This window comes from Microbacterium sp. CPCC 204701, from assembly GCF_004010105.1.
In the GTDB taxonomy this organism is placed as follows: domain Bacteria; phylum Actinomycetota; class Actinomycetes; order Actinomycetales; family Microbacteriaceae; genus Microbacterium.
The window spans coordinates 1-4,910 of record NZ_RRYE01000227.1 but is presented as its reverse complement, the minus strand read 5'-3'; the positions used below and the strand labels follow the sequence as shown (position 1 = coordinate 4,910).

At 72.0% G+C, this 4,910-nt stretch carries 6 protein-coding genes; 5 read left to right on the top strand and 1 reads right to left on the bottom strand.

Translation table 11 applies throughout. The annotated features are described in order from the left end of the window. The 4 genes from EIO58_RS12510 to EIO58_RS12495 all read left to right on the top strand — a co-directional run. A partial coding sequence (locus EIO58_RS12510; protein WP_164861676.1) for a phytoene desaturase family protein occupies nt 1-1,336 on the top strand: 1,336 nt, incomplete at its 5' end. Nucleotides 1,337-1,420: 84 nt separating this feature from the next. Next, complete coding sequence (locus tag EIO58_RS12505) at nt 1,421-2,023, top strand: DUF6790 family protein (RefSeq protein ID WP_205789254.1); 603 nt, start codon at nt 1,421-1,423, stop codon at nt 2,021-2,023. Nucleotides 2,024-2,099: 76 nt separating this feature from the next. After that, on the top strand, nt 2,100-2,387 hold the full coding sequence (locus EIO58_RS12500; RefSeq protein ID WP_205789253.1) for a hypothetical protein: 288 nt from the start codon (nt 2,100-2,102) through the stop codon (nt 2,385-2,387). A 7-nt stretch (nt 2,388-2,394) separates the two neighbouring features. Continuing rightward, nucleotides 2,395-3,402 carry an SDR family NAD(P)-dependent oxidoreductase gene (locus EIO58_RS12495; protein WP_205789252.1) on the top strand — a complete coding sequence of 336 codons (1,008 nt, stop codon included), beginning with the start codon at nt 2,395-2,397 and terminating at the stop codon, nt 3,400-3,402. On the opposite strand, the gene EIO58_RS12490 is transcribed toward EIO58_RS12495, so the two are convergent. Continuing rightward, complete coding sequence (locus EIO58_RS12490) at nt 3,381-3,890, bottom strand: DUF2231 domain-containing protein (RefSeq protein WP_127819814.1); 510 nt, start codon at nt 3,888-3,890, stop codon at nt 3,381-3,383. The genes EIO58_RS12495 and EIO58_RS12490 overlap by 22 nt on opposite strands. Before the next feature lie 148 nt (nt 3,891-4,038). On the opposite strand from EIO58_RS12490, the gene EIO58_RS12485 reads away from it, so the two are divergent. After that, nucleotides 4,039-4,910, top strand: an 872-nt coding sequence (locus tag EIO58_RS12485; protein WP_127819813.1) for a squalene cyclase, incomplete at its 3' end; no start/stop codon positions are given.

Here is a 4,910-nt window from a genome sequence, read left to right as displayed (position 1 = left end):
CGGCGCGGCGACCAAGATGCTGACGTTGCCGGGGTTCCTCCACGACGTGTGCTCGGCGGTTCATCCGCTGGCGTTCGAGTCGCGCTTCTTCCGCGAGTTCGGCCTGCGCGACCGGGTCGAGTTCGCGGTGCCGGAGGTGTCGTTCGCGCAGCCGCTCGACGGCGGGCGCGCCGGCATCGCGTATCGCGACCTCGAGCGCACGCGCGACGGCCTCGGGGTCGACGGGCGCGCGTACGAGCGGCTGATGCGCCCGCTCGTCGAGCGCGCCACCGCCATCGCCGAGTTCACCGGGTCGTCGCTGCTGCGGGTGCCGCGCGACCCGATCGCGGCGGCGGTGTTCGGACTGCGGTCGCTCGAGCAGGGGACTCCGGTGTGGAACGCGAGGTTCCGGGAGGACGCCGCTCCCGCGATGCTGACGGGGGTCGCGGCGCACACGATCCTGTCGCAGCCGAGCGTCGCGGCGGCGGGCGCCGGCCTCTCACTCGGCACGTATGCGCACGCCCGAGGCTGGCCCATCCCGATCGGGGGCAGCCAGGCGATCGTCGACGCGATGGTCGACGACCTGCGCGCGCACGGCGGCGAGGTCGTGCTCGGGCGTGAGATCGCCTCGATCGACGAGCTGCCGTCGGCTCGCGCCACGCTCCTCGACGTCACGCCGCGCGCGCTCGTCCGCCTCGCGGGCGAACGGATGCCGCGGCCCTACCGCCGGGCACTGGAAGGCTTCCGCTACGGCGGCGGTGTCGCGAAGGTCGACTTCGCGCTCAGCGAGCCGGTGCCGTGGACCCACCCGGAGGTACGGCGGGCGGGAACGGTCCACGTCGGCGGGACGCGTGCCGAGATGGCCGCTGCCGAGAACGACGTCAATCGCGGCCGGCTGCCCGACCACCCGTACGTGCTCGTCGGGCAGCAGTCGCTCTTCGATTCGGGACGGGCGCCCGAGGGCCACCACACGCTGTGGACGTACACGCACGTCCCGTCCGGGAGCCTCGCCGACCGCGAGGAGGCGGTCATCGCGCAGATCGAGCGGTTCGCCCCGGGCTTCCGAGACACGATCCTCGCCACGAACTCGCGCACCGCGGTCGAGGTGGAGCGGCACAACCCCAACTACCCCGGCGGCGACATCGCGGCCGGGGCACCGATCCTCCGCCAGCTCGTGCGCCGGCCTGTGCTGAGCCCCGATCCCTGGCGCACGCCCATGCCCGGGGTCTACCTGGCGTCGGCGTCGGCATCGCCAGGCCCGGGTGTGCACGGGCTCGCCGGCTGGTTCGCCGCACTGAGCGCCCTGCGCAACGAGTTCGGCACCTCGGCGCTGCCCGACCTCTCGCCGCGCGGCTGAGTCGTCGTCGTTTCGGCGCTCCCGGCCGCTACAGTGCATTCGCGGCAACCCGCCGCCGACTCGCGGCCCGGCCTGGGAGATCACATGGAAGCAGCCGTCACCGACCTCACCATCCTCCTCCTCTCGAACTTCACCGTCACCCTCCTCGTACTCGGCCTGCTCACCGCCGGGATCGGGATGCTGCGGGCACGGCGCCACGGCCTGCTCACGGCATCCGTCGTCTGGGGCCGGCTGCTCGACCACTTCCTCCTGCTGTCGGTGGGCGTCAGCTACCTCTACAACTTCGTGATGCACAGCGTGTTCGGCGACTTCACCGCCGAGATCATCGGGTGGAACCAGAGCCCGTTCCAGCTCGAGGTGGCCTTCGCGAGTCTCGGGTTCGCAGCCGTCGGCTTTCTCGCGTTCCCGCGCCGGCAGGGATGGATGGTCAAGCTCGCGGCGCTCCTCGGCCCCGCGATCTTCCTGTGGGGCGCCGCCGGCGGTCACATCTACCAGCTCCTCACCGCCGGCAACCAGGCGCAGGGCAACGCGGGCAGCGTCCTCTACACCGACATCCTGCTGCCGGTCGCGGGCTTCGTCTTCCTGTGGGGTTTCGCCGCGACGACGCGTCGTGACGGCGAAGTCCGCGAGGTCATGGTCGCCGCCGAGACCGTGGATGCGTCGTCGCACCCCGCCGATCGGCTCTGACCGCCGCACGGCGTCACCCGGGGCACGTCTGTCAAGGGGGTGAGGTGGCGCGCAGCCGCGCCGTACGGTCGAGCGCATGAATGCCGATGACAAGATGCGCTTCGCCGCGGGCGAGACCGATGAGACGCCGCCCGCACCCACCGGGCTCTCCGAGCGGGAGTCCCTGCGCAAGGACACGAGCTACAGCCCGGCGAGCGAGACCGAGACGCAGGAGAAGCAGCGGAACGCCGTGCCCGACACGGTGGACGCCGACATCGACCCCGACGACGTGCGTGCCGTCCCGGGCACGGGCGGTCCTGACGACACCGGCGACGTCGACGTCGACCCCGGCGAACTGCACGTCCCGGGTCGTGAAGACGGATGAGGTCGCGATGAGGACGAACGGGACTCGAGCGAGGAGGGTCGCCGCCCGGCGGCCCGGGTCGGTCGTGGTGATCGCCGGGGCTTCGAGCGGGATCGGACGGGCGACGGCGCGGCGGTACGCCTCCGAGGGAGCGCGACTCGTGCTCGCCTCACGCAGCAGCACTGCGCTCGAAGAGGTCGTCGCCGAGTGCCGCGCGGCGGGCGCCGAGGCGATCGCGGTGCCGACCGACGTCCGGGACGAGGCGGCTGTCCGCGCGCTCGCAGAGCGGGCGGTACGCGAATTCGGCCGCATCGACGTCTGGGTCACCGCTGCCGGCGTCTTCGCGTACGGGGGCTTCGAAGACCTGCCGCCCGACATCTTCCGGCAGGTGGTCGAGACCAACCTCATGGGACAGGTGCACGCGGCGCGCGCCGCGCTGCCCCAATTCCGGCGGCAGCGCAGCGGCACTCTCGTGATGGTCGGTTCTCTCTACTCGCGCGTCGGCTCTCCGCTGGTCTCGCCGTACGTCACGAGCAAGTTCGGCCTGCTGGGCTTCGCGATCGTGCTGCGCCAGGAGCTGCGCCGCGAGCGCGGCATCCGGATCCGCATCGTGCTGCCGTCGACCATCGACACGCCGATCTACCAGAACGCGGCCAACGTCACCGGCCGGCGGGTTCACCCGCTGCCGCCGGTCAGCTCTCCCGAGCGTGTCGCCCGAGCGATCGCGGCGGCGCCGCACCGCCGTCGTTTCGCGACCCATGTCGGGCAGAGCCAGCGCGCCGCGATCCTCGTGCAGCGGTTCGCGCCGGGAATCCACGACTGGCTGACCGGAACGCTCAAGCGCACGGTCGAACTGCGCGGGTCGGGCGAGCCGGCAACCGACGGCACCGTGTTCGCGCCACCCGCACACGCCGGCGGAACGACGGGGCGATGGCGCTCCTGGCCGGTGCGAGCGGGAGGCGCTATCGCCGGCGCGGTCCTCGCGGTCCTCGCGGTGCTCGGTGCACGGGCGGCTCAGCGGAAGCCCTCGGCCTGAGTCCTCTCATCGGCGACGCGCACGCCGTAGTGATACGCGAGCTTGCCGCCGAGCCACCCGGAGGCGCCGAGCAGCGCGAGCGCGACGATGCTCAGGATGAACCCGACGACGCTGACGTCCTCGTCGCCCTGCGCCCACCGCACCAGCAGGCTGATGAAGAACAGCACCACGACGGCGAAGTTCAGCGTCATGTGGATGAGCGCCGTCTTGCGCGCCGCCGTCCCCCGTTCGAGCGTGGAGAGGTCGAGCAAGCCGACGGCCGCGGCCAGGACGGCGCCGATGAGGCCGATCAGGATCAGGATGTTCGACGCCATGATGTACGGCTCGGGGTCGTCGGCGGTCATCGCGATGATGTCGAAGATGAAACTGGCGACCCACGTGCCGATCGGGATCGTCACGAGGATCGGGTGGAACGGGTGTCCGTAGGGCCCCGCGACGATCGAGCGGGGGCGCTTGGCCCGTTCCTGCGGCGTGGTCGTGCGGTCCATGTCGGGCTCCTTCTCGTCGTTCTGTCCGCTGCCGGATGCGTCCAGTGAACAGCGTTCGGCTGCTCGACGCGCGGGGGTTGCGCGCGCCCGGGGCTTGTGGCACGGGTACGCCGTCTCCTGCGTCGGTGCCGGCCGCTACTGTGCAGACATGACCATGGACCGGCGTCTGCTCGACTGGCTGCTCGACTCCGACCCCGCGCTGAGATGGCAGGTCGAGCGCGACCTCGCGGCCGCGCCGCGCGAGACATGGCAGGCGACTCGCGCCCTCGTCGCGACCGAGGGGTTCGGGGCCGCCCTGCTGTCGAAGCAGGACGATGACGGCCAATGGGCCGGCGGTGCCTTCTTTCCGGCGGAGTTCTTCGGCAGCCCGGAGGCAGACGAGCCGGGTCAGCCCTGGACGGCGACGACGTGGGTGCTGAAGGACCTCCGCGAGTGGGGCCTCGACGCCGGCGCCCTCGACGGCACCGCCGAGAAGCTCGCCCGCCACAGCCGATGGGAGTACGAAGACCTGCCGTACTGGGGCGGTGAGGTCGACGTCTGCATAAACTCCTACACGCTCGCGACCGGCGCGTGGCTCGGCGCGGACGTCTCCCGGTTGGTCGAGTGGTTCCCCGCGCACCGGCTCGCCGACGGCGGCTGGAACTGCGAGGCCGAAGAGGGCGACTCGGTGCGGTCGTCGTTCCACTCGACGCTCAACGCGGTGCGCGGCATGCTCGCGTACGAGCGGATCACCGGCGATACGAGCATGCGCGACGCCCGCCACGGCGGCGAGGAGTACCTGCTGTCACGCCGCCTGATGTACCGCGCCTCGACCGGCGAGGTCGTCGGCGACTTCGTCACGCGGTTCGTATACCCGAACCGCCACCGCTACAGCGCGCTCGCGGCACTCGACCACTTCCGCGACGTGGCGCTCTTCGAGGGCACGTCGCGCGAGCCTCGGCTCGCCGACGCCGTCGACGCCGTGCGTGCGGCGCGGCAGCCCGACGGCACGTGGCTGCAGGCGGCGCCGCTGCCGGGGCG